2 protein-coding genes (1 of these 2 cut by a window edge) are annotated in these 26,929 nt (G+C 69.9%); both read right to left on the bottom strand.

What is annotated here, in order from left to right:
* On the bottom strand, positions 1-8,149 hold the start of the coding sequence (locus IT779_RS32200; RefSeq protein ID WP_196153255.1) for a non-ribosomal peptide synthetase. Its footprint begins 17,237 nt before the window's first position; the window shows 8,149 of its 25,386 coding nt (coding positions 1-8,149); it begins with the start codon at positions 8,147-8,149; its stop codon lies beyond the left edge, outside the window.
* Entirely contained in the window at positions 8,149-26,550 is an 18,402-nt protein-coding gene (locus IT779_RS37305; protein WP_198429193.1) for a non-ribosomal peptide synthase/polyketide synthase, read from the bottom strand. Before IT779_RS37305 ends, IT779_RS32200 begins: the two co-directional genes overlap by 1 nt.
* Between the last annotated feature and the right edge of the window lie 379 nt (positions 26,551-26,929).

A 26,929-nucleotide genomic window follows, 5' to 3' on the forward strand; every position in this document is an offset into this window, starting at 1 on the left:
GGTCGAAATCGCCGTCTACGACCAGGTAGGCCACCAGTGCCGCGCCCGTGCCGTAGTCGTCGCGCGCGAGGACCGCCGCCCGGGCCACGGTCGGCTCGGCGAGCAACACGGACTCGATCTCTCCGAGTTCGATCCGCAGTCCGCGCACTTTCACCTGGAAATCGGTGCGGCCGAGAAATTCCAGTTCACCGTCCGCACGCCACACGACGAGGTCGCCGGTGCGGTACATGCGGGCGCCGCGGACCCCGAAGGGGTTGGCCACGAACCGCTCACCGGTCAGGTCGGCTCGGCCGAGATAGCCGCGCGCCAATTGCGCGCCCGCCAAGTACAGTTCGCCCGGCACCCCGACCGGCACCGGCCGCAGCCGTGCATCCAGCACGTACAACTGGGTGTTCCAGACCGGTGCGCCCATCGGCACACCGCGGGTGTCGGACTCGGTCACCTCGTGGTGGGACACCTCGACGGCGGTCTCGGTCGGCCCGTACAGATTGTGCACGCGCGCGCCGGTGATTTCGCGGGCGCGCGCGGCCGTCGCGGCAGGCAGCGCCTCACCCGAGCAGAGCAGATGCCGCAGCGACGGCGTCCTCGGGTCGTCGTCCAGGAACACCGAAAGCATCGACGGCACGAAGTGCGCCACCGTGATTCGTTCGCGCCGAATGAGTTCGGCGAGGTAAGCGGGATCGCGGTGGCCGTCCGGGCGGGCGAGGACGAGTCGCGCGCCGGTCTGCAACGGCCAGAAGAACTCCGGTACCGACACGTCGAAGGTCACCGGGGTCTTCTGCAACAGCGCGTCGGATTCGTCCAGCGCGATATGCGTGGATTGCAGCCAGCGCAAACGGTTCACGATGGCGGTGTGCGTCACCGCAACGCCCTTCGGGCGTCCGGTCGAACCGGAGGTGAAGATGACGTAAGCGGTGTTCGAGGCACGCAGCGGCGCGCGCCGGTCCGCGTCGGTGACGGGCGCGGCGGAGTAGCCGTCGAGGTCGATGCGGTCGATGCGCTCCTGCGCCACCGGGACATCCAGATCCGCGCCGGAGGTCAGCACCGTCACCGGGATGGCGGTGTCGAGGACGTGGATCGTGCGCTCGGCCGGATGGTCGGGATCGAGCGGGACGTAACCGCCGCCCGCCGCGGACACCGCGTACATGCCGACCACCAGGTCGATGCCGCGCCGCATACCGAGGGCCACCAGCGAGTCCGGGCCGACACCACGCGCGATGAGCCAGCGCGCGAGTCGGTTGACGCGCGCAGCCAGCTGCGCGTAGGTCAGGGTGACGGCATCGAAACGCAGGGCGGGCAGGTCGGGGGTGCGCGCGACCTGGGCGGCGAACAGCGCGGGCAGGGTCAGCGCGCGATCGAGGCGATACTCGGTGGCGTTCCAATCGTGCAGCACGCGGGCGCGTTCCGCGGCGTCGAACAGGTCGATGTCGCCGATCCGGGCGCGCGGGTCGGCGGCCACGGCGGTGAGCACGCGGCGCAGTCGGGCGGCGATGGCGCCCGCGGTGGCGGAGTCGAACAGGTCGGTGGCGTAGCGCAGACTGCCTGCGAGCGCCGCGTCCTCGGTCTCGTTGACGACCAGGTGCAGGTCGAATTTCACGGCGTCGTCGGGGATCTCGACGGGCTCGACGGTCAGCCACGGCAGGTCGGGGATCGGGAAGCGCGGTGCGCCGCCGTAACTCAGCATGACCTGGAACAGCGGGTGCGCACCGGTGCCGCGATCGACGGCGAGCGCGTCCACAAGACGTTCGAAAGGCAGGTCCGCGTGCGCGAAGGCGGCGAGATCGACTTCCTTGACCAGGTTCAGGAATTCGGTGAACGGCTGCTCGGCGTCGAACCCGGTGCGCAGGGCGAGGGTGTTGACGAACATGCCGATCAGGTCGTCGAGTTCGCGGTCGCCGCGTCCGCCGACCGGTGAGCCGATCACGATGTCGTCGGTGCCGCCGGATCGTGCGAGGGTGACCGCGAAGGCCGCGTGCAGCACCATGAACACGGTCGCGCCACCGCGTTTGGCGAGTGCGCGCAGCCGCGCCGCCGTCCCCGGTTCGATGGTGAAGTCGACCGTCGCGCCGCGTTGGGTCGGCAGCGCCGGACGCGGGCGGTCGGTCGGGATCATCAGGTCGCCGGGCACGCCGGCGAGCGTCTCGCGCCAGTACTGCAGCTGGCGGTGCGCGAGGGCGTCCGTGTCGTCCTCGGCGCCGAGCAGCCGATGCTGCCAGAGGCTGTAATCGGCGTACTGAATCGGCAATTCGGCCCAGTCCGGGCGGTGGCTGATGAGCCTGGCGCGGTAGGCGCGCAGCAGATCGGCGACCAGCGGGGTCATGGACAGCGCGTCGGCGGCGATGTGGTGCACCACGAAGACCAGGACGTGATCGCCGTCGACCGACAGCAGGGCCACCCTGGCGGGAATGTCGACCGTGACATCGAAACTCGCCACGACGACGGAGGTCATCGCCGCGACCAGCTCGTCGGCCGGTATCGGCGCGGGCGTGAGAGTCAGGCCGATATCGGCGCCGTCCAGGATTTCCTGACGTGGTCCTTCGTCGTCCTCGGGGTAGTAGGTGCGCAGCGATTCGTGCCTGGCCAGCACGTCGAGGACCGCGCGCTCGAGCGCGACGACGTCGAGCCTGCCGCGCAGCCGCAGCACGACGGGCAGGTTGTAGACCCCGGACTCCTGCGCGCGCCCGGACGCGACATCCTCGGTCTCGATCCGGTTCAGGAACCACAGCCGCCGCTGCGCGGGCGAGAGTGGCACTCGCGCGGGGCGGGGTTCGCGGGTGGGGGCCGGACGCGGCGTCTCGACCCGGCCCGCCGCGTCCACGGCCGCCGCGAAGGACTCCACCGTGGTCGCCTCGAACAGGGTGCGCACCGGGACACGGACGCCAACCGCCTCCCCGGCGCGCGCGGTGACCTGGGTCGCGTCAAGGGAACTGCCGCCGAGCGCGAAGAAGTCGTCGTCGAGTCCGACCCGTTCCACCCCTAGCACCTCGGCGAACACCGCCGCGACCAACTGCTGGGCGGCGTCGACGGGCGCGCGGAACTCTTTGACCCGCAAACGGGGAACCGGCAGCGCCTTACGATCCAGTTTGCCGCTGGCGTTGACCGGGAATTCGGGCAGGTCGATCAGCACCGTCGGCACCATATAGGCAGGCAATCGCCGGGTCAGGCCCTCGCGCACGGCGTCGGCGTCCCAGTGCGCACCCGTCGCGCACACCACGTAGCCCGCCAGGAAATCACCGTCGTCACCGGAGATCAGCCGCACCGCGGCCTGATTCACCTCGGGTGCGGCGAGCAGCGCGGTCTCGATATCCGCGAGTTCGATCCGCTGGCCGCGGAATTTGACCTGGAAGTCGGCGCGGCCGAGGTAGACCAGTTCACCGTCCTGACTCCAGCGCACCAGGTCGCCGGTGCGATACATGCGCGCACCGGCCGGACCGAACGGGTTGGCCACGAAGCGATCCGAGGTCAGGTCGACCCGGCCGTGATAGCCGCGCGCCAACTGGTCACCGGCCAGGTACAGTTCGCCGCGCACGCCGACCGGCACCGGGCGCAGCCGCGAATCCAGCACGTAGACCTGTGAATTCCATTCGGGCTCGCCGATCGGAACCGAAAGTGCGTCCGCGGCGGTGACTTCGCGGTAGGTGATCGACACCGCCGCTTCGGTCGGGCCGTACAGATTGTGCAGCCCAGCATCGCTCACCGCGTGGAAGGCCGCGACGGTCTCCGGCGGCAGCGCCTCGCCGATGACGAACACATCGCGCAGCGAATCCAGTTCGCCCGCGACGGCATGCGCGGCGAATACCGCGAGCATGGACGGCACGAAGTCGGTGAGGGTGACGCCATTGGCGGCGATGGTCTCGGCGAGGTAGCGCGGATCGCGATGGCCGTCGGCGGTGGCGAGCAGCAGCGTCGCGCCCGTGCGCAACGGCAGGAAGTAGCCCCACAGGGACACGTCGAAGGTGGTCGCGGTCTTCTGCAAGTACACGTCGCCGCGCTGCGGACGGTATTCGTCGTGCATCCAGGCCATCTGGTTGGTGATGGCGCGGTGGCTCACCGAGACGCCCTTCGGCTTGCCCGTCGACCCGGAGGTGAACAGGACGTAAGCCGGGTGTTCGGGTCGCAGCGTCGCCGTGCGCTCCCGCTCGGCGATCTTGGCGGACGAGAGTTCAGACAGGTCGAAGTCCTCCACACATCGCACCGGAACACCCTGCGGCGCACGGAATCCCGTGGCGCGAGTGGTGAGTACCGAATGCGGGCAGGCGGTGTCGAGAATGTGGCCGATGCGTTCGGCCGGATGCGTCGGATCGATCGGCACGTACGCGCCGCCCGCGCGCAGCACCGCGTACATGGCGACCACGAGTTCCACCGAACGCGGTATCGCGAGCACGACCAGCGATTCCGGGCCGACCCCGGAAGCGATCAGCGCACGCGCCGTCCGGTTGGCGCGGTCGGACAGTTCGGTGTAGGTCAGTTCGCCGCCATCGGCGTCGATCAGTGCGACCGCGTCCGGCGTGCGGCGCACTTGGTTCTCGAAACCCTCGTGCAGGAATCGTTCGGAGACCTTGTGCCCGCTGGCATTCCAGCTCGCGGTGACATAGTCGAGTTCGCCCGCGTCGAGGAGTTCGATATCGCCGATCGCGCGATCGGGTTCGGCCAGTGCGCCACGCAACAGCCGCACGAATTTGGTGGCGAACTCGTCCACCGTCGCGGCGTCGAACAGGTCGGTGGCATAGGTGAATTCGGCGCGGTAACCGGCGTCGGCCGTCGTCGGCTCGGAGATGGTGAGCTGGAGGTCGAATTTGGCGAATCCGGGATCGAAATCGACGGGTCGCACCGATAACTCGGGCAGGTCGAGATCCACCGACGCCATGTTCTGCATGAACAGCGCGACCTGGAACAGCGGATGCCGTGCGCGCGACCTCGCCGGATCGACGGCTTCCACGAGTTGTTCGAACGGCACCTCGGCGTGGGCGAATGCGCGCAGGTCGCGGGTGCGGACGTGGGCGACCTGCTCGGCGAAGGTCCGCGCCGCGGGCACCTCGGTGCGCAGGACCATGGTGTTGACGAACATGCCGATCAGCTCGTCGAGCGCGGCATCGCCGCGTCCGGCCACCGGGGTGCCGATCGCGATATCGGTGGTTCCCGACAGTCGCGCGAGCAGGGTGGCCAGCGCCGCGTGCACGACCATGAACGGGGTGGCGCCGCAGCGGACCGCGAGCGCTTCGATGGCGGCGCGCACGTCGGCGTCGAGCGCGAATTCTCGGGTGGCGCCGCGATAGGTGGATGCCGCGGGGCGCGGGCGGTCCGAGGGCAGATCCAATTGGGCCGGGAGATCCGCGAGTTCGGCCGTCCAGAAGGCGAGTTGGCGTGCGGCGGTCGAATCGGGGTCGTGCGCGTCGCCGAGGTATTCACGTTGCCACAGGGCGTAATCGGCGTACTGGACGGGCAGCGGGGTCCAAGCGGGCGCTCGACCCGCGCGGCGCGCCTCGTACGCGGTGAACAGGTCGGCCATGAGCGGGCCGAGGGACACCCCGTCGGCGGCGATATGGTGCACGACCAGCACCAGCGTGTGATCCTCGTGGCCGCCGCGCAGCAGCCGGACCCGCACCGGGATCTCCTCGGCCACATCGAATCCGCGCGCCGCCACGGCCGCGACCGTGTCGGCGAGATCTGCCTCGGGCACCTGCACCGGCGACAGGTCGAAGGCGGCGTGCACCGACCGCACCACCTGCACCGGACCGGATTCGGTCTGCGGGTACACCGTGCGCAGGATCTCGTGGCGCACGACAAGGTCGGTGACGGCGGCCGAGAGCGCGGGTAGGTCCAACGGGCCGCGCAGACGCAGTGCGAGCGGAATGTTGTCCACCGCGGCGGTATCCACATCGCGGTCGACGGAATCCGCGCCGAGCCGGTTCAGGAACCACATGCGCCGCTGCGCGGGCGAGAGCGGCACCAGCGCGGGACGTGCGGCGGCCACCAGTGGCAGGCGCGGCCCGGCCGCCGACGCCGCACGCGGCGGCACGGTGAGCGCGGCGGCCACCGACGCCACCGACGCCGCGTCGAAGAAGTCGCGGACATCGAGGGATACGCCGAGTTCCGCCCCGATGCGCGCGATCGCCCTGGTCGCCACCAGCGAATTGCCGCCGAGTGCGAAGAAGTCGTCGTCCGCGCCGACCCGTTCCAGGCCGAGCAGTTCGCCGTAGATCCGCGCGACCACACGCTCCGCATCTGTGCTCGGCGCGCGGTATTCGGCGGTGTCCGTGCCGAATTCGGGTTCGGGCAGCGCGCGCCGATCCAACTTTCCGTTCGCGTTGACCGGCATCGCGTCCAATGCGACGAGCAGCGAGGGCACCATGTAGTCGGGCAGCGAGGTACGTGCCTGATCCAGAACGGCCGCGATATCGACTCGGCCGTCCGCGCCGACTACGTAGCCGACCAGATGGTCACCGCCCGCGCGCCGATGCAAGACCACCGCGGCCTGGGCGACCTGCGTGTGGCGCAGCAACGCCGCCTCCACCTCGCCCAATTCGACACGCAGGCCGCGCAGTTTCACCTGGAAGTCGGTGCGGCCGAGATATTCCAGTTCGGCGGGGCCGCCGTCCACATCCGACACCCAGCGCACCAGGTCGCCGGTGCGGTACATCCGATCACCCGGCGCGCCTTCGGGATTCGCGACGAACCGGTCGGCGGTCAGACCCGCGCGCGCCACATAGCCGCGGGCCAATTGCACGCCCGCCAGATACAGTTCGCCCACCACGCCGCTCGGCACCGGACGCAGCGTGTCATCGAGTACCAGCAAGTCGGTGTCGTCGGCGGGCGCGCCGATGGGCACCGTGGTCACGTCGGCGGCCGTCACCTCGTGCGCGGTCACGTCGACGGCGGCCTCGGTCGGGCCGTACAGGTTGTGCAGGGTCGCGCCGCTGACGTCGCGGAAGGCGGCCGCCGTCGCGGCGGGCAGCGCCTCACCGGAGGCGAACACCAGGCGCAACGAGGTCACGGCCGTCTCCACCTGTGGTTCCGCGACGAACACGGCGAGCATCGACGGCACGAAATGCGCCACGGTCACGCCGTATTCGTCGATGGTGCGCGCCAGGTAGGCCGGATCGCGGTGGCCGTCGGGCGCGGCGATCACCAAGCGCGCGCCGACCTGCAACGGCCAGAAGAACTCCCACACCGAAACGTCGAAGGTGAACGGTGTCTTCTGCAGCACCACATCCGCGCCGCCCAGTCGGTACATCCGCTGCCGCCAGCGCAGATTCGCCATGATCGCGCGATGCGACACCGCGACGCCCTTCGGCCGCCCGGTCGAGCCGGAGGTGAAGATGACGTAAGCGGTGCTGTCCGCCGAGACCGCGCGCGAAGGCTCCGCGACCACGGGCGCCGCGCCGCCGAGATCGAGTTCGTCGATCCGCAGCACCGGAACCGCGGCGCCACAATCGGGTTCGTCGGCGGTGGTGGTGAGCACGAGCGCGGGCGCGGCCGTCTCCAGCACGTAGGCGATGCGCTCGGCGGGATGCTCGGGATCGATCGGGACGTAACCGCCGCCCGCCTCCAGAATCGCGTACATGCCGACGAGCAGATCGAAGGACCGCCGCACCGAAAGGCCGACCAGCACATCGGGCCCGACGCCGAGCGCACGCAGCCGCCGTCCGAGCGCACGCACCCGCGCGTCGAATTCGGCGTAGCTGAGCGTGCGTCCCTGGCATTCCAGCGCCACCGCGTCCGGTGTGCGCCGCACCTGCGCCTGGAATTCCGTGACGAGCGATTCCACCGGCGCGAACGCCGTCGACAGCAGATGGCCCGCCGCATCGAGCGCGTCATCGAGCATCTGCGCCATGACCGCACCGAGCACGCCGTCACCCGCCTCGAGCAAGGCCGGTAGCCGCGCCGATACGACCACGGGGACCAGCGCCTCCGCGCTCAGCCCCCCGCCCATCGCCTCCGACAGCGCGGCGATCTCCTCGGCCAGCACCGCATAGCTCACCCCGACACCGTCGTGACTGAGCGCGATCCGGGTCGGGTCGACCTCGGCGACCAGGTCGATCAAGCCCGGCAGGTCGTCGATTCCGTACGCCCGACGCAGCGCCGAATGGTGGTGCGGCGCGGTGGGATCGTCGGATCCGCTGGAGGTGAGCGATTCTGCTGAGGACATCAGCGCATTCCTTCCGAATCGACTTCCTGGTGGCCGTGCGCGGCGACCGACCGCGCGTCGTCGTGCAGGGTGCGCATGGCCTCGGCGAGACCTCCGCCGCCCAGCGCGGCCAGAACCCCGGGCACCAGCCCGGCGAGTGAGACATTGATCAGCGCTTCCGGTTTCGCCGCCGCGCCCATGGCCTTGGCCACCGTCGCCACCTTCGCGGCCAGCGCGGCGTAGGAGATGGTGTGCGCGCCGTGGGTGAACGCGATGGCGTCGGGAGCGGTGCGCGCGGCTGCCGCGATCAGGTCGGGCAGGTCGGTGAGAGCGGGTCGCTCGGCGACGGGCCGCCCGAATCGTCCAGTAGTCGGCTGCTCCGACCGGTCATCGGTGGTCAGCACCGATTCGCGGGGGGCGAACGATCCCCGCTGCCCAGCGGCCGGTTGCTCCCACCGCGCGGTAGCGGCGCCGCCCGACGCGTCGGGGGTCGGCCGCGCCGATCGGCCCGCGGAGAACAGTTTCGACTGCTCGGGCATCGGGATGGTCTCCCGCCGTGACGGCCTGTCGAACCAACCGGTCGATCCGGCTGCGGACCGCCCGGTGACCGCGGGTGCGCGTTCGGCTTCGGTGCGGATGTCGATGGTGCGCACCGCGACAGCCGGGTTCGCGGCGACTGTCTCGAAGACGATCAGCAGCCTTTCGGCCAAGCGTTCGACAGTAGCGGCGTCGAAAAGGTCGGCTGCGTAGCCGAATCGGAGGTCGAGGCCGGTGTGTGTGCCGTCGGCGGCGAATCGTTCGACAGCGGTGAGCTGGAGGTCGTACTTGGCTTCGCCGAGATCCGGGTCGAGGACTTCCACCGTGAGGCCGGGGAGGGTCAGCGGACCGGCCGACGGGTTCTGGAAGGTCAGCATGACCTGGAACAGTGGGCTGTACGCGCTGGACCTGGTGCGCCCCATGGCTTCCACGATCTGGTCGAATGGCGTCTCGACGTGGGCGAGCGCGGCCAGATTCCGATCGCGGGCCTGCCGCAGCAGATCCGCGAATCCGGCCTTCGGGTCGACCTCGGTGCGCAGTACGACGGTGTTCACGAACATGCCGATGAGATCGTCGAGTTCACGTGCCCCGCGCCCGGACACCGGAGCGCCGATCGCGATGTCGACGCCGCCGGACAGCTTTGCCAACAGCACCGCGAGCGCACTGTGCACAACCGTGAACATCGTGGCGCCGTACTCCCGCGCCAGTTCCGCGAGGCGCGTCGCGAGGTGCGCGCTCACCACGAAATCGACAGCTCCACCACGCATATCGCGACGCGCCTGGCGCGGTCGGTCCGTCGGCAAGGCCAGCAGTTCCGGCACGCCCGCGAGTTCCCGTGTCCAGTAGTCGAGTTGACGCGCGAGCAGACTCCGCGAGTCGGCGGCGACACCGAGCAGGTCGCGCTGCCACACGCTGTAGTCGGCATAGTCGACGGCGAGCGGCGCCAAGCCCGGCGCCTCGCCCCGAGCCCGATCGAGGTAGGCACGCATCAGGTCGCGAGCCATCGGCTCCACCGAGTACCCGTCCGCGGCGATGTGGTGCAGCACAACCACAAGCACGTAACTGTCCGTGCCCGTGCGCAGGAGCGCGGCGCGGACCGGCGGGGTGACCGTCACATCGAATCCGGTGGCGACGATGTCGCGGACACGCTCGGTGACCTCGTCCGGATCTACATCGACGGGGCTCAAGTTCACGGCGACCTGCCCGACGGGCAGAACCTCCTGTACCGGCCCATCGGCGGAATCCGGGTAGCGGGTCCGCAGGGTGTGGTGGCGGTCGAGGACATCGGTCACGGCCGCGGTGAGCACCGCAAGGTCGAGTGCACCGGTCAAGCGGATGGCGACCGGGATGTTGTAGGCCGCCGAATCCGGTGCGAGCCGATTCAACACCCACATGCGCTGCTGAGCGGGCGCGAGTGGCGCGGGTCCCGATTCGGTGCGACGCACCAGAGCCGGTCCGGTGAACGCGTCGAGCGCGCCGACGTATTCGGCGAGCCCCGACACCGTGGTCGCCTCGAACACCGCCGCCACCGGCACCCGCACCCCCAACGCCGCACCGAGCCGCGCGACGAGCCGGGTGGCGAGCAGCGAATTGCCGCCGAGCGCGAAGAAGTCGTCATCGAGTCCGGGCGCGGAAACCCCGATGACCTCGGCAAAGGTCTCGGCGACCAGCCGCTCGGTCGCGCTGACCGGCGCGCGGAACTCCGCCTCGGCGAACACCGGCTCGGGCAACCGCCCCCGGTCGACCTTGCCATTGGCATTGAGCGGCAACGCATCCAGCACGACAACCGTCGCGGGCACCATGTACCCGGGCAACTCCGCCGTCAACGCGGCCCGCAGCTCGACTCCCGCACCGCGCACACCGGCTTCCGAACCCCCGGCATCCGTTTCACGCCTGTCCGAATCGCCTACATCGGCCCCGGGCATACTCGCAGCCGAACCACCCGCATTCGAATCGCCCGCGGCTGACACCGACGAAGGCATGGCAGCGTAGGCGACCAGGCGGGTCCCTGCCCGCTCATCGCGATACGCCACCGCGACCGCCGCCCGCACACCGGGCTGACGACGCAACGCCGTCTCGACCTCACCGAGTTCGATGCGGAAGCCGCCGATCTGCACCTGGAAGTCGGCACGCTCGCGATATTCGAGTACGCCGTCCGCCCGCCTGCGCACGATATCGCCGGTCCGGTACATCCGGCCCGCGCCGGAACCGAACGGATCGGCCACGAAACGATCCGCCGTCAACCCCGGCCGCGCGTGATACCCGCGAGCCAATTGAGTACCAGCCAAATACAACTCACCGAAAACCCCGACCGGCACCGGCTGTAATCGCCCGTCGAGCACGTATACCCGACTGTTCCAGGCGGGCGACCCGATCGGCACCGTGTGCTCGGGCGCGCTCGCCACCTCGAAAGCGGTGATCGACACCGCGGCTTCGGTGGGACCGTACAGATTCCACAGCTTCGTACCGCCGCGCGCGACCCGCAAGAACTCGGACGCGGTGGCGGGAGCGAGCGCTTCACCGATCGCCAGCACATGTCGCAGGGATGTGGGCAGCGCGGCCTCCGACGCAGCCGCGGAGTCCGCGTTCGGTGTGGCGTTCGCGAACACCGAATCCCCGGTGCTCGACGCCACCGAGACGGTCGAAACCGCCAGGAGGAGGCCGATCAAGGACGGCACCGCGTGCAGGATGGTCACCTCGTGGCGTGCCATGAGATCGCGGAGTCGGTCGGGTTCGCGTTCGGTCCCCGGTTCGGTGACGATCAAGCGGGCGCCCGTGGTGAGCGGCGACCAGAATTCCCACACCGACAGGTCGAAGGTCGCGGGAGTCTTGAGCAGCACCGTGTCTCGGTCGTTCAGTGCGAAATGATCGCGTAGCCAAGTCAATTGGTTGACCACTGCGGCGTGGGACATGCTCACGCCCTTGGGGAGTCCGGTGGAGCCCGAGGTGAAGATGATGTAGGCCGGGTGTTCGGGACGCAGGGGGCGGGTCCGGTCGGTGTCGCGGATCGGGCGGTCCGAGTGACGGGTGAGGTCGATCCGGTCGACCTCGAGTACCGGGAGTTCGGTGGGCGCCGGGATGCCGTCGGCGGCGGTGGTCAGCACGCAGACGGGTGCGGCGGTGTTCAGGATGTGGGTGATGCGGTCGGCGGGGTGGTCGGGGTCGATCGGCACGTAGGCGCCGCCCGCGCGCACCACCGCGTACATGGCGATCACCAGTTCCAGCGAGCGCCGCATGGCGAGGATTACCGTGGTTTCCGGGCCGATGCCGTCTTCGATCAGTCTGCGGGCCAGCCGATTCACCGTCGAATCGAAGGTTCGGTAAGTCAGGCGTCGACCGCCATCGGCCTCGACCAGCGCCATCGCGTTCGGGGTGCGTGCGGCCTGTTCGGCCGCGAGGTCGGCGAGGGTCACGACGGGCACCGGGTGCGCGGTGCGGTTCCAGCCGTCGAGCAGACGCGCCCGGCCGGTCTCGCCGAGCAGGTCGAGATCGCCTATCAGGCTGTCGGTTTCGCGTGCCACGGCATCGAGCACGCGACGCAGTTGTTCGCAGACGCGCGCGGCGGTGGCGGGCAGGAACAGGTCGGTGGCGTAGCCGAGGGCCACATCGATGCCCGCGGGCGACCCGTCGGTGGCGTAGGTGTCGACGGCGAACAGATGCAGGTCGAATTGCGCGACACCGCTGTCGAATTCGATCGGACGTACCTCGAGTCCCGGCAATTCGAGGGCGCCGCGATCGTGGTTCTGGAAGGAGTACCCGACCTGGATCAGCGGATGCCGCGCGGTGGACCGTTCCGGGTTCAGCACCTCGACCAACCGTTCGAACGGCACGTCGGCGTGGGTGAAGGCGGCGACGTCGGCGGCCCGCACCGCCGCGAGCAGATCCTCGAATCCGCGCGCGGTGTCCACCCGGGTGCGCAGTACCAGCGTGTTGACGAACATGCCGATGACGTCGTCGAGTTCGGCGCGCCCGCGGCCCGCGATCGGCGTGCCGACGGCGATGTCGGCGCAGCCGGAGAGTCGGGCGAGCACCGCCGCGAACGCCGCCTGCACCACCATGAACAGCGTCGCGCCGCCACGCCTGCCGCGGGCGAGCAACGCCGCATGGGTGGCCGCGTCCACCCGCCATTCGACCTTGGCTCCGCGCAGGCTCTGGCGCGCGGGCCGAGGCAGGTCGGTCGGCAGCGACAGCTGATCCGGCAGGTCGGCCAGCGCCTCGGTCCAGTAGCGGATCTGTTCGGCGGCCGCCGAATCCGGATCGTCCTCGCTGCCGAGCGCTTCCCGTTGCCACAGCGCGTAATCCGCGTACTGCACCGCGAGCGGCGACCAGCTCGGCGCGCGGTGGTCGACGCGGGCGGCGTAGGCGAGCATCAGGTCTCGGGTGAACGGCGCTATGGACGAACCGTCGGCCGAGATATGGTGCAGCACAGCGGCAAGCACGTGGTCGCCGCCGATCCGCCACAGCCGCACCGAAATCGGTGCGTGCGCGGCGACATCGAAACGCGTCCGGGCGAGTTCACGCAGCAGCCCCGGCAGCGCGGCCTCGGTGATCTCGACCGGATACAGCGCGGGCACCGCTTCGGAGACCGGCACGATCACCTGCTCGGGTTCGCCGTCGACCTCCGGGTATCTGGTGCGCAGCGATTCGTGTCGAGCCATCACGTCCGCGAGCGCGGCGGCCAGCGCCGCCGCGTGCAGGTCGCCGGTGAGGCGCAACGCGATCGGGATGTTGTAGGCGGTGGATTCGCGATCGAACCGGTTGAGGAACCACATGCGCCGTTGCGCGGGCGAGAGCGGCAGCCTGCGCGGCCGCGCGCCCGCGACCAGCGCGGGCATCACCCGGCCGGATTCGAGCGCGGTGCGGGCGGCCAGGTCGGTGACCCGCGGCGCCTCGAACAGCGCCCGCACCCCGACCGAACGCCCGAGCGCCGCGCCGATCCTGGCGACCGCCTTCGCCGCGAGCAGCGAACTCCCACCGAGTTCGAAGAAGTCGTCGTCGGCGCCGATCCGCGCGTCCGGCCTGCCGAGCACCTCGGCGAACACCCCCGCCACGATCTCCTCGGCGACGGTGCTCGGCGCGCGATAGACGGTGCCGTCGAATACCGGCGCGGGAAGTGCCGCGCGGTCGAGTTTGCCGTTGACGGTCAATGGAATACGGTCGAGCACGACGACTGCCGCGGGCACCATGTGTTCGGGCAGTGCGCGCGCGAGTCCGGTGCGCAAGGCCGCGGTGTCGATCGCGTCGCCCACCACATAGCCGACGATTCGCGTCTGCTCCTGATCGGTGCGCACCACCGCGGCGGCTTCGCGCACCGACGGCGCGCCGACCTCGAGCAGCGCGGTCTCGATCTCGCCGAGTTCGATGCGGAAACCGCGCAGGTTGACCTGTTGATCGGCGCGGCCGAGATATTCCAGTTCGCCGTCGGCGCTCCAGCGGGCGAGGTCGCCGGACCGGTAGGCCAGTGATCCGTCGCCCGCGTACGGGTCGGCGACGAAGCGGCCCGCGGTGAGCGCGGGACGACCGAGGTAGCCGCGCGCCAACTGACCGCCGGACACGTAGATCTCGCCGGGCACGCCCACCGGAACCGGGCGCAGTCGCGCATCGAGGATCCGCACCACGAGGCCGGGAATCGGGGCGCCGATGACACTGGCCGCCCCCGATCCCGGCGCGAGTTCACGCCGGGTGACGTGCACGGTGGTCTCGGTGATGCCGTACATGTTCACCAGGCGCGGGCGGTCACCGTAGCGGGCGAACCAACCGTCCAACCGCTGCGGTTCCAGCGCCTCGCCGCCGAAAATAACCGTGCGCAGGGCGAATTCAGCGGGTTCGTGCGCGGCGTCGGCGGCGATCAGCTGATAGAACGCCGAGGGTGTCTGGTTCAACACCGTGACCCGCTCGCGCACCAGCAGGTCACGGAACTGCTCGGGGGAACGCGAGGTGAAGTAGTCGACGACGACCAGCCGACCGCCGTACAGCAACGCGCCCCACAGTTCCCACACCGAGAAGTCGAAAGCGTAGGAGTGGAACATCGTCCACACGTCGGTCGCGTCGAAGCCGAAGTCGGCGCGGGTGTTGTCAAGCAGGCGCAGCACCGAACGATGCGGTACGACAACGCCTTTAGGTCGACCGGTGGAGCCGGAAGTGTAGATGACGTAGGCGGTGTCGGCCGCGCGCAGCGGCGCGCGTCGATCGGCGTCGGTCAGCGAACTCGGGTCGAGATCGGCCAGATTGTCGGCGGCGACATCGAGTACAGGTCCGCCGAACCAGTCGCGGGGCAGGTCGGTGGCCGCGCCGCCGATGGCGCACAGCGGCGCGGCGTCGGCGAGCATGTACTCGATGCGGTCGGCCGGATAGTTCGGGTCGACGGGCAGGTATCCGGCACCCGCCTTGAGCACCGCGACCAACGCGACCACCAGTTCGACCGAACGCGGCAGCGCGACCGCGACCAGCGCGTCCGGTCCGACGCCCGCCGCGATCAGTCGGCGCGCGAGCCGGTTCGACCACGCGTCGAGTTCGGCGTAACTCAGCGTACGAGTCCCGGCGACGACCGCGACGGCCGCCGGATCGAGACAGGTCGCCGCGGCGAACCGGTCCGCGAGAGTGTCGTCGCCGATCGCTGAATCCACCGCGGTACGCGACCATTCGTGCAGCGCACGCTGCTGCTCCTCGGCGCTGAGCAGTTGGATGTCGCCGACCACCACCGTCGCGTCGGCGGCGATGGCCTCGAGCACCTGGGTGTAGCGGCGGGCCAGCACCGCGACCGTATCGGCGTCGAACAGCTCGGTCGCATAGCAGATCTCGATGTCGAGACCGTCGGCCCTGCCGTCCGCGTCATCGGATTCCAGGACGGTGAACTGGAGATCGAATTTCGCGGTCTCGGTGTCGAATCGCACCGGCGCGACCCCGAGTCCGGCCAATTCGACCGCGGGCATCGTGAAGTTCTGCCAGCTCAGCGCCACCTGGAACAGTGGATGCCGGTTGCGCGCCCGCGTCGGCGCGATCCGGTCAACGACCTGTTCGAAGGGGATGTCGGCGTGCGAGAGCGCGTCGAGGTCGGCGCCGCGCACCGCGTCGAGCACCGCTTCGAACCGCGCGCGCTGGTCGATGACGCTGCGCAGCACCACGGTATTGACGAACATGCCGACCACCGCGTCCAATTCGGCTTCGCCGCGGCCGGCGACCGGTGTGCCGATGGCGATATCGCCGCTGCCCGACAGCCGCGCCAACAGCACCGCGAGCGCCGCGTGCACGGTCGTGAACAGCGTGGTCTCACGTTTGTGCGCCAATTCGCGCAGTTCGCTGTGCAGGTCGGAATCGATGCGGAAGCGGTGGGTGGCGCCGCGGAAGTCCGAGACGGTCGGACGCGGGCGGTCCGCGGGCAGGTCGAGCTGTTCGGGCAGACCGTCCAGGGTCCGATGCCAGAACTCCAACTGTCGATGCGCGGTGGACGCGTAATCTTCCGGTGTGCCCAGAATTTCGGTGTGCCACAGGCTGTAGTCGGCGTACTGCACAGGCAGCGGCGCCCATTCGGGTGCGTAGCCGCCGCGCCTCGCGGTGTACGCGGTCATGAGGTCTGTGGCGAGCGGTGCGAGCGAGACGCCGTCGGCCGCGATGTGATGCAGGACGAGCACGAGTACGTGCTCGTCCGGTGCGAGCGCGAACAATTCGGCGCGCAACGGCAGGTCGGTGGTCAGATCGAAGGTCTGCGCGGCACACCGCCGCAGCCGCTCGGGCAACTCGGTTTCGGTTATCGACGCTGCTGCGATGATTCCCCGCACCGCGCCTGCTTCGACGTGGGCAGAATCTGTCGGCGCACTTCCCGCCGCCGAGAGATCGCCGCCGAGTGAGTCCGCCGAGGCGTGCGCGCCCGACCGATCCCGCGCACCCGATATGGCCCGCGCATCCGATGAATCCCGCGCACCGGACGAGCCACGCGCATGCCACGAGCCGAACTCTGGAGACGAGAATGTCTGTGCGACAGAGCGAATCACCTGCTCCGGGCCGTCCACACTCTCCGGATACACCGTCCGCAGTGACTCGTGCCGCTCGATCACATCACCGAGCGCGCGAGTCAACGCTTCCGCATCAAGGGCCCCGGTGAGGCGCAGGGCCAACGGAATGTTGTCCTGCGCGTCGCCGGGACCACCGTCGGCGTCGTTGAGGAATCGGTTCAGGAACCAGATGCGCTGTTGGGCCGGGGCGAGCGGGATGCGCGCCGGGCGGGGGCGCGCGGTCAGGGGGATCCGCCTGCCGTCGCCGCGCACCAGGTCGGCGTGTTCGGCCAGCGCCGCCACCGTCGACGCCTCGAACAGCACACGGACCGGAATCAGGCCGTCCACCACCGCGCCGACCCGCGCGACCACCTGCGCCGCGGACAGCGAATTGCCGCCGAGCGCGAAGAAATCGTCGTCCAATCCGACGCGTTGGATGCCCGGACGATCCAGGACATCGGCGAATACGCGGGCAACCGCGCGCTGGGTCGCGGTGACCGGCTCGCGGAAGGCGACGGGTTCCACATCGGGTGCGGGCAGCGCCTTGCGGTCGAGCTTTCCGGAAGCGTTGAGCGGGAATTCGGTCAGGACGACATAGTCCGAGGGCACCGTGTACGCCGGTAGTCGGCGGGTGAGGGCGGCGCGCACGGCCGCGAGATCGATCTCCCGCTCGGCGGCCACCAGATAGGCGACCAGTCGCCCGCCGTCGTGCACCGTGACCGCAGCCTGCGCGACCTCGTCGAGTGCGTTCGCGGCAGCTTCGATCTCGCCGAGTTCGATGCGCAGACCGCGCACCTTCACCTGGAAGTCGGTGCGGCCCAGGAACTCCAGCTCGCCGTCACGATTCCAGGCGACCAGGTCGCCGGTGCGGTACATGCGCGCACCGGGCGCGCCGAAGGGGTGCGCGACGAACCGGTCGGCCGTGAGATCGCGTCGCCCGAGGTAGCCGCGCGCCAACTGCGCGCCGGAAAGGTACAGTTCGCCGGGCACACCGGGCGCGACCAGCCGCAGCCGGTCATCGAGCACGTAGACCCCGGTATTGGCGACCGGAACGCCGATCGGCACGCTCACCGTGTCGGCGTCGGTGACCTCGTGGTGGGTGACATCGACGGCGGCCTCCGTCGGGCCGTAGAGGTTGAGCACACGCGCCCCGGTGAGCTCGCGCATCCGCCGCGCCGGTTCCGGCGGCAACGCCTCACCGGAGGCGAATACCAGCCGCAGGTGCGAACATTCGGCAGCCGCCGGGTCCGCGACGAAGACCGCGAGCATCGACGGCACGAAATGCACCACCGTGACCCGTTCGCGCCGAACGACATCGGCAAGGTAGGCGGGTTCGCGATGGCCCTCCGGCCGCGCCACCACCAGCCTGGCGCCGACCTGCGCGGGCCAGAAGAACTCCCACACCGACACGTCGAAGGTCGCGGGCGTCTTCTGGAGCACGGCGTCCTCGGGCCCGATCGGATACGTATCCTGCATCCACACGAGCCGATTCACGATCGCCGCGTGCGATACCGCGACGCCCTTCGGCCTGCCCGTCGAACCGGAGGTGAACAACACGTACGCGGTGTGCTCCGGCCGCAGCGGAGCGAGACGGTCGGCGTCGGTGAGCGGCGCGCCGGAATAGTCGTCGGTGTCGAGCACGTCGAGATCGAGCAGTGCCCACCTGCCGTCCGACGGCAGTTCCAGCCCGTCGTCACTACGGCTGAGCACACACACCGGCCGCGCACCGTCGAGCACCTCACCGATCCGCCGCGCCGGATGGTCGAGATCGAGCGGCACATAGGCCCCGCCCGCCACCACCACCGCGTGCAGTGCGACCACGAGGTCGATCGACCGACGCAGCGCGACCGCCACCGTGCGCTCCGGCCCGACCCCGATCGACACCAGCAGTCTTGCCAGCCGACGAACCCGACTCGCGAATTCCGCGCGGGTCAGCGACTCACCCTCGAAGGTGACGGCGACGGCGCGCGGATCGAGCTCGCAGCCCGCCTCGAACAGCGATGCCAGGGTGGCGTCGGCCGCGACCGGGTGCGCCGTGGCGTTCCTGGTCTCGAGCAACAGCACCCGTTCCTCGGCGGAGAGCGGGTCGATCGTCGCGATCAGCCGGTCACCGGCGGCGGCATCCATGACCCGGCACAGTCGCTCGGCGAAGGTCGCCACCGTGGTGGCGTCGAACAGGTCGGTGGCGTATTCGATGACCGCGTCCAGTCCGTCGGCGGATTCACGCAGGCTGAGATGCAGGTCGAATTTCGCTGTACCGGTATCGATCTCGAGGTCGGAGATGGTGAGTCCCGCGAGTTCGAGTGCGGTCTGCGCGGTGTTCTGGAAGTCGAGCATCACCTGGAACAGCGGGTGGCGCGCGGCCGAGCGCGGCGGATCGAGAACCTCGACCAGACGCTCGAAAGGCGCCTCGGCGTGTTCGAAGGCGCGCAGGTCGCTCGCGCGGACGGCGGCGAGCAGGTCGCCGAATCGGAGGTCGGGGTCGACCTCGGTCCGCAGGACCAGGGTGTTGACGAACATGCCGACCAGGCCGTCGAGCGCGCGGTCACCTCGGCCCGCGACCGGCGTGCCCACCGAGATGTCGCGCTGTCCTGACAGTTTCGCGAGCAACACCGCGAATGCCGCGTGGCACGCCATGAACAGCGACGCGTTCGCGGACGCGGCGACGGCGCGCAGTCGACAGGTGGTGACCGCGTCGATCCGGAAGCCGTGGCGCGCACCGCGTCCCGATGCGGCAGCCGGGCGGGGTCGGTCGGTGGGCAGCGCGAGCACGTCGGGTGCGCCCGCGAGTTCATCGGACCAGAAACGGATCTGGGTGGCCAGCGGCGAATCCGGGTCGTCCTCGGCGCCGAGTTCCGAACGCTGCCAGAGAGCGAAATCGGCGTACTGCACCGGAAGCGGCGACCAATGCGGCGCGTCGCCGCCGCTGCGGGCGGCGTAGGCGAGCATCAGATCGCGGGTGAGCGGCGCGAGGGACCAGCCGTCGGCGGCGATGTGATGAATGACCACGACCAGGACGTGATCCTCGGTCCCGACGCGCAGCAGCGCCAACCGCACCGGCGGTTCCCGGTCGACGGTGAAAGGCGTCGCGACTACCTCCGCGATCCGGGCCGACAATTCGTCCTCGGTCACCGATTCGGTCTCGAGGGCGTGTGTGACAGCATCGGCGGGCATGACCTGCTGCCGCGCGATACCGTCCACCGCCGGATACGCGGTGCGCAGGGTCTCGTGCCTGGTCACCACGTCCGCGACGGCCGCGCGCAACGCCGCGTGCGCGAGCGGACCGCGCAGTCGCAGGGCAGCGGCGAGATTCTCGGCCGCCGACGCGCCGTCGAGCTGATTGAGGAACCACATGCGCTGCTGCGCGTAGGACAGCGCGAGGACATCCGGTCGCGGACCGGCCACCAACCGACGCCGCGACCGCCCGTTCCCGCCTGCGGGCAGATGCGCGGCGAGGCCGGCCACCGTCGGGTATTCGAACAGCGACCGCACCGGCACCTCGGCGCCGACCGCCGCCGCCAGCCGCGCCGTGATCTGGGTCGCCACCAGCGAATTCCCGCCGAGGGCGAAGAAGTCGTCATCGAGGCCGACCCGGTCGAGTCCGAGCACATCGGCGAATTCCGCGGCGACCAAACGCTCTTCGTCGGTCTCGGGCGCGCGGTAGGACACCGTCGACCGTTCCGGTTCGGGCAGCGCATTGCGATCCAGCTTGCCCGAACTCGTCAGTGGCATGGCCTCCAACCGCACGTAAGCGGCGGGAACCATGTAGGAGGGCAGGATTCCGCGTAGATCAACGCTCAGGACATCGGCGAGGGATTCCTCGGGCAAGTCGGTCACCACATAGGCGACGAGAATCTCCCCGCCCGCCGCGCCGTGCACCCGCACCGCCGCCGCACGCACCGATTCCCGTGCCAGCAGCGCCGCCTCGATCTCCCCGAGCTCGATCCGCTGCCCGCGCAACTTCACCTGGAAGTCGCCGCGCCCCAGATATTCCAGCGCACCCGCACGAGTCCGGCGCACCAGATCCCCGGTCCGGTACATGCGCTCGCCCGCGGGCCGGTACGGATTCGCCACGAACCGCTGCGCGGTCAGCGCACCGCGTCCGTGATAGCCGCGCGCCACCTGAACGCCTGCCAAATACAGCTCGCCCACCACCGATTCCGGCACCGGACGCAGCCGCTCGTCGAGGACCAACACCCGGCTGTTCGCGACCGGTCCCCCGATGGGCGATGGCCCCGACGCCGCCGGATCGACCGGCGCGTGGGTCGCGTGCACCGTGAATTCCGTAGGGCCGTAGAGGTTGTGCAGTTCGGCGTCGCACACCGCGGCGAAGGTGGCCGCCGCCGCGCCCGTCATAGCCTCACCGGCGACGAAAACCGTACGCAGCGAGGAAATCTCGGCGGGCTCGACCAATCCGGCGAATACCGTGAGCATCGACGGCACGAAGGAGGTCATGGTCACGGCCTCGGCTTCGATCACCGAAGCCAGGTAGCGGGCGTCGCGGTGGCCATCATGTTCGGCGACCACGATCCGCGCGCCACGAGTGAGCGGCGCGAACAGCTCCCACACCGACACATCGAAGGTAGCGGGGGTCTTGAACAGGACCACGTCCGCACCGCCGATCCCGTACTCGTCGGCGATCCAGCGAACCTGAGCGGCCATCGACCCGTGCCGCACCGCAACGCCTTTCGGCCTGCCGGTGGACCCGGAGGTGAAGATCAGGTACGCGAGCCCTTCCGCGCGCGGACCGCGATGCGCGGCAGGCGCGGAGTCGATCGCGGGATCGACTCCGCCGACCGCGATCTCCGACACAGCACCGGATCCGTCGACCACGACTACCGGCGCGCCATCGGCCACGGAATCGAGCCCGTCGACCGCCGACACCAACGCGCGATCGGTCACGAAATCGAGCCCGTCGACCGCGAACACCGGCACATCGTCGGTCGCATCCCAGCCGTCGACCGTGCGCGTCAACACACACACAGGCGCGGCCTCGGCCACGATCTGCGCCAACCGCGCCGGGGGCTGCTCGGGATCGACCGGCACATACGCTCCGCCTGCGACGAGCACGGCATACGCGGCGGTGACGAATTCCAGCGAGCGCCGCATGCCGAGCACGACCGTGCGTTCCGCCCCGACACCCGTCGCGGAAAGCGCCCGCGCGAGCCGATCCACCTCTTCGGCGAACTCCGAGTAGGTGCGCGACCGCTGCCCATCGACCACCGCGATCGCATCCGGAGTGCGACGCACCTGTGCGTCGAAGGCATCGAGCACCGTCACCCCGGCATCGGGCCCACCGCGTGCACCCCGAGCCACAGCCGCGCGCAACCCCGCCTCGTCCAACAACGGCAGATCACCCACCGCCGCATCCGGATCGGCGACGATCCCTGCGAGCAATCGCGACAGCCATCCGGCGAGTTCGATGATCGTGTCCGCATCGAAAAGATCCGTCGCGTATCCGAATTCGGCAGCGACAGGATCGGACCCGGTGAACCCGCCGAACACCGTCAGCTGAAGATCGAATTTGGTGGCGCCGGTGTCGAGCACCTCGGCCGACACCTCGAGATCCGGCAACGTCAACTCGACCGACGCCGCGTCGTCGAAAGCGAGCAGCACCTGGAACAAAGGATGCCTGGCCTGCGACCGCACCGGATTCACGGCCTCGACCAGCTGCTCGAACGGCAGGTCGGCGTGCCCGAAAGCGGCGAGATCGGTGTCGCGCACCCGCCGCAGCAGCGCGGTGAAGGATTCGCCCGCACGGACGGCGGTCCGCAGCACCAGCGTGTTCACGAACATGCCGATGAGTTCGTCGAGCGCCCGCTCACCCCGCCCGGCCACCGGAGTGCCGATCACGATGTCCGCGCCACCGCCGATCCGCGACAACAGCGCCGCCAGCGCCCCGTGCATCACCATGAACGCCGAAACACCCTGCGCACGTGCGAGTTCGGCGACACCACGCGCCACCGCACCGGGAATCTCGAAGCGGTGCACCGCACCACGCCCCGAGGCGACAGCGGGCCTCTGCCGATCCGTCGGCAGCTCGAGATGATCCGGCGCTTGCGCCAACGCATCGGTCCAGAACGCTAGTTGCCGCGCCGCCCGCGAATCCGGATCCGCGGGCGACCCGAGCACTTCCCGCTGCCACAGGCTGTAATCGGCATACTGCACTTCGAGATCGGCGTAGCGCACCTCGAGACCGGCGTGCCGCGCGGTGTAGGCGAACATCACATCGCGGGCGAGCACCCGCAGTGACAATCCGTCGGCGGCGATGTGGTGCAGCACGATCACCAGCGCACAACTGCCGTCACCCACCTCGAACAGCCGGACCCGCAACGGAATCTCGCGTTCGAGATCGAAACCGGCCGCGGCGAATTCGTCGAGAGCGGCTCCCAGAGCGTCGGCCGCGACGGGCTCAGGCTCGTAGTCCGACACCACATGGGAAACCACCTGCTGGGCGGCGACACCGTCCGGGTGACCCACGGGAAGCGCCGGGAACAGGGTCCGCAGCACCTCGTGTCGATCCACCACATCGGCGAGCGCCCCGCGCAGCGCCGCGACGTCGACCCGTCCGCGCAACCGCACCACGAACGGCATGTTGTAGCCTGCGCCGTCGCGTTCGAACCGGTTCAGGAACCAGATCCGCTGCTGCGCGGGAGACAGTGGAACCAGCGGCGGCCGCGGCCGTGCCCGCAGCCGCGCGGCCGTGGCGCCGCCGGTTCCACCCGCCCGCTCGATCAGCTCGGCGAGGTCGGCCACCGTTGTCGCGGTGAAGACCTCGCGGACGCCGAGCGGGCAACCAAGGTCCGCGCTCAGGCGCGCGGCGACCCTGGTGGCCACCAAACTGTTGCCGCCGAGTGCGAAGAAGTCGTCGTCCCGGCCGACGAGCTCGACCCCGAGCACTTCGGCGAACACCCCCGCCACCGCCGACTCCACCGCGGTCGCGGGCGCGCGGTATTCGATCGCGACCCGTTCGGGCGCGGGCAGCGCGGAACGGTCGAGTTTGCCGGAGGCGTTCACCGGCAGCGCGTCGAGCACCACGTACGCGGCGGGCACCATGTAGGCGGGCAGCGCCCGCGCCGCCGCCGCGCGCAGCGCCGACGGCGTGACGGCGCCCGGCTCGGATTCCACCGCGTATCCGACGAGCTGCTCGCCGACCCCGGCGTCGTCACGTACGACGACGACCGCGCGCACCACCGAATCCACCCCGGCCAGCACCGCCTCGATCTCACCGAGTTCGATGCGAAGGCCGCGCAGTTTCACCTGGAAATCGGTGCGGCCGAGATATTCGAGTGCACCGTTCGCGGTCCAGCGCACCGAGTCGCCGGTGCGGTACATGCGCGCACCGCGCGCGAACGGGTCGGCGACGAACCGGTCGGCGGTGAGGCCGGGCCGGTCGACATACCCTCGGGCGAGCTGTACCCCCGACAGATACAGCTCGCCCGCGGCGCCGACGGGCGTCGGCCGCAATCGGGAGTCGAGAACGTAGAGCCGGGTGTTGAACACCGGCGCACCGATCGGCACAGTGAGAGTGTCGGCATCGGTGACTTCGTGGTGGGTGACGTCGACCGCCGCTTCGGTCGGACCGTACAGGTTGTGCAGGCGCGCGCCGGTGAGCACGCGTAGTCGCTGTGCGGTGGCGGCGGGCAGCGCCTCCCCTGAGGCGAATACCGTGCGCAGCGTGCCGTCGCGGTCGATGTCGCGGTGCGCGAGGAACGCCTCTAGCATCGACGGGACGAAATGCGCTGTGGTCACCCCGTATTCGGCGATGGTGGCGTGCAGCCGGTCCGGATCGCGGTGCCCGTCGGGTTCGGCGAGCACCAGGGTCGCGCCGACCTGCAACGGCCAGAAGAACTCCCACACCGACACGTCGAAGGTGGCGGGCGTCTTCTGCAACACCACGTCCTCGGCGGTGAGCCGGTAGGTCCGCTGCATCCACACCAGCCGGTTCACGATCGCGCCGTGACCGATCGCGACACCCTTCGGCAACCCCGTCGACCCGGAGGTGAAGATCACGTAGGCCGGGTGGTCCCGCCGCAGCGGCAACCGGCGTTCCCGCTGCGTGACAGGGGTATCCGAGATCAGGCCCCGGTCGAGGGCGAGCACCGTGCAGCCGTCGAATTCCGGTTCGCTTCCCGCCGCGCACAGGAGCAACGCCGGACGGGCGGTGGCGAGGATGTGACCGGTGCGCTCGACCGGATGGTCGGGATCGAGCGGGAGATACGCACCACCCGCCGCCACCGTCGCGTACATGGCGACGACCAGGTCAACCGACCGGCGGATGTGCAAGGCCACCAGCGTCTCCGGTCCGACCCCGGAGGCGATCAGCCGCCGCGCGAGCCCGCGGACCCGAGCGGCGAGTTCACGGTAGGTGAGCGCGACCCCCGCCGCGCGCAGGGCGACCGCGTCGGGTGTGCGTGCGACCTGCGCCTCGAACAGTGCGATCAGCGTGGCGTCCGCGCCGACCGCGCCCGCGACGTCGAAGTCGGTGGCGTTCCAGATCTCGGTGCTGACCTCGACCTCCAACGCGGTCGCGGCGTCGACCGAGATCACCGGCGCGTCCGGTTCGAGACCGGCGAGGCGCTCCAGATAGTCGAGGAAGCGCGCGTGGTGGCGGGCCAGGTCGTCGTCGCGGTAGAGGTTCGGGTTGGCCTCGAAATCGACGTGCACGCTGTCGCGCTCGCCGTAGTACACGTTGAGGCTCAGATCCTCGACCGGCCCGGTCGAGAGCACGTGATAACGCCCCGAGGTCGTGCCGAGGGTGAGATCACTGCTGAACAGCATGATGTTGGCCAGCGGGCCGAACAGCGCGCGGCGCGCGGGCCTGCCGTCGTGTTCGGCGTCGCGGCGGATGTCCTCGTGCCGGTAGCGCTGATGACGCAGCGCGCCCGCCACCTCGACCCTGGTGGCGCGCAGCAGATCACCCCAGCTCACCTCGGGTCCGACGCCGACCCGCAGCGGCACGATATTGGACAGCATGCCCGCCGAGCGTCGCATGACCGCCGTGGTGCGCGCGGTGACCGGCAGGCTCAGCACCACGTCGTCGCGATCGGTGAGGCGTCCGAGGTATCCGGCGAACGCGGCGAGCAGGACCACCGCGATGGTGGAATCCTGACTCGCGGCCAGCGCGTTCATCCGGTCGACCAGCGGCTGCGGCAGCGCTCGCCCGACGATGAGGTTGTGCGCCGAGCGCGCGGCCGTGCGGCCGTCGAGGCTGGTCGGCGCGTCGAGTCCGGCGACGCGTTCGGCCCAGTGCGCCCGGTCGGCGCCGAAGCGGCTGCTGTCGCGGTAGGCGAGTTCGCCACGCACCAGCGCGTCGAGGTCGCTCGCCCGCACCGGTTCCGGTTCGGCGCCGAGTACGCGCGCGGTGTAGCGCTCGGCGACCCGCATGGTGTTGGTCAGCGCGCCGAATCCGTCGAGCACGATGTGATGGGCGCGCAGGTACCAGAAGTAGCGCTGCTCGGCGATGCGCAGCACCGCGCCCGCGAACAGCCGGTCGCGCAACAGATCCACCGGTGCGCTCGCGTCGGCGCGCATCCAGGCGTGCGCGGCGGCCTCGGGGTCGTCGTGCGCACGGAGGTCGATGAGGGGGATGTCGATGCGCAGCGCGGGGTCGACGCACTGATAGGGCTCGCCGTCGCGGACGCCGAGGCGCACCAGCGTCGATCCGTAGTCGAGCGCGGCGGCGCGGGAGACCTCGGCGAGTACGCCCGCGTCGAGTTCGCCGCAGACGTCGACGTATTGGGCGATGTTGATCGGCGTATCCGGGTCGAGCAGTTGGGCGTACCAGAGTCCGAGTTGCGCGGGGGCAAGGGGAAACGGGGTCGGATCGGATGTCGCGGGGGGCGCCGCCTCCTCATGCAGAGCGCTGAACCCATTCGAGTCCGTACCGTGCACCAGAGCCTCCTCGATCGGTGAAACAACAGCAGCCGAACACTTTTCGGGCAGCACGAAACAAGCCGCCGTGTGGGCAGCACGAAATAGGCGCCGTGCGGACGTGCCGACACGGGGCATGGATGCCACCACTGGTGATTCGACGAATGCGCGGGACGTGAGCACGTCACCGGCGCGGGATCCAACAGATGTGCGTTGCGACGAGTTCGGTGACCGCCGTGGTCACCGCCGCGGCGGGCCGTTGCCGCCGTCGGTGTGTCTAGCCCTTGATCTTTCCTCCAACTCCGTCACCGTCGCGCCGGTCCTGCGCTGCGGCGATGTTTCGTGCGTCACACTAATGTGACCCGTGCATTGCGAACACTAAGCCCAAAGGTAATAAAAA

Source organism: Nocardia bovistercoris, from assembly GCF_015674855.1.
Lineage (GTDB): Bacteria > Actinomycetota > Actinomycetes > Mycobacteriales > Mycobacteriaceae > Nocardia > Nocardia bovistercoris.